Genomic DNA, 1,420 nt, shown 5'->3' with positions numbered 1-1,420 from the left:
AGCGACGGCAAGGGCGGCACGAACACCTATACGGTGGGCGTTACCGTCACTGCCGTCAACGATGCGCCTACCGCGTCGGCCACGGCGATCACGACTGCCGAAGACACGCCCAGGACCGGTACCTTGCCGACTGCCACCGATGTCGATGGCGATACCGTCACCTACGCCAAGGCGACCGATCCCGCCCATGGCGCGGTAGTGGTCAATACCGACGGCACCTATACCTACACACCTGTCGCCAACTACAACGGCACCGACAGCTTTAGCTACACCGTCAGCGATGGCAAGGGCGGTTCCAATACCTACGCAGTGGCCGTCACCGTCAGCCCGGTCAACGATGCGCCGGTGGCAGCGGCTACGGCGATCACGACGGCTGAAGAGACTGCCAAGTCTGGCAGCCTGCCGGGCGCCACCGATGTCGATGGCGATACCGTTACCTATTCGAAGGCGACCGATCCGGCACACGGCTCAGTGGTGGTCAACGCCAACGGTACCTATACCTACACGCCGGTCGCCAACTACGACGGTACCGACAGCTTTAGCTACACCGTCAGCGACGGCAAGGGCGGTACGAACACCTACGCAGTGACGGTCACCATCAATCCGACGATCATCGCCACCGAAGACACGGTCAAGACCGGTACCTTGCCGGTGGCAACGGACCTCAATAGCAATGTGCTTGCCTACATCAAGGCGACTGATCCTGCACATGGTGCAGTGGTAGTCAAGGCTGATGGTACGTACACCTACACCCCGGTGACCGACTACAACGGCGCCGACAGCTTCACTTACACCGTCAGCGATGACAAGGGTGGCTCGAACACCTACACGGCCCTGATCAAGGTCAGCCCGGTCAACGATGCGCCGGTGGCAGCGGCCACGGCGATCACGACTGCCGAGGACACGCCCAAGTCGGACACGTTGCCAGCGGCCACCGATGTCGATGGCGATGCCGTCACCTACGCCAAGGCGACCGATCCCGCGCACGGCGCGGTGGTAGTCAACGCCAACGGCACCTATACCTACACGCCGGCGAAGGACTACAACGGCGCCGACAGCTTTACTTACACCGTCAGCGACGGCAAGGGCGGCGCGAACACCTACACGGTGGGCGTTACCATCACTGCGGTCAACGACGCGCCGGTGGCGGCCAATGACACCATTACCACGGCGGAAGACACGCCCAAGGCGGGCACGCTGCCAACGGCCACCGATGTCGATGGCGATACCGTCACCTACGCCAAGGCGACCGATCCCACGCACGGCGCGGTAGTGGTCAACACCAACGGCACCTATACCTACACGCCGGCGAAGGACTACAACGGCACCGACAGTTTTAATTACACCGTCAGCGACGGCAAGGGCGGCACGAACACCTATACGGTGGGCGTTACCGTCACTGCCGTCAACGATGCGCCTG

The 1,420-nt window shown here is 62.5% G+C and carries 1 protein-coding gene; it reads left to right on the top strand.

Annotated features, from left to right (window positions below):
* On the top strand, positions 1 to 1,420 hold a 1,420-nt coding region (locus CD932_RS28710), incomplete at both ends, for an Ig-like domain-containing protein (protein WP_176460900.1).

Source organism: Janthinobacterium sp. PC23-8 (genome assembly GCF_002250505.1).
Lineage (GTDB): Bacteria > Pseudomonadota > Gammaproteobacteria > Burkholderiales > Burkholderiaceae_D > Janthinobacterium.
This window is presented reverse-complemented; position numbering and strand designations above follow the sequence as displayed.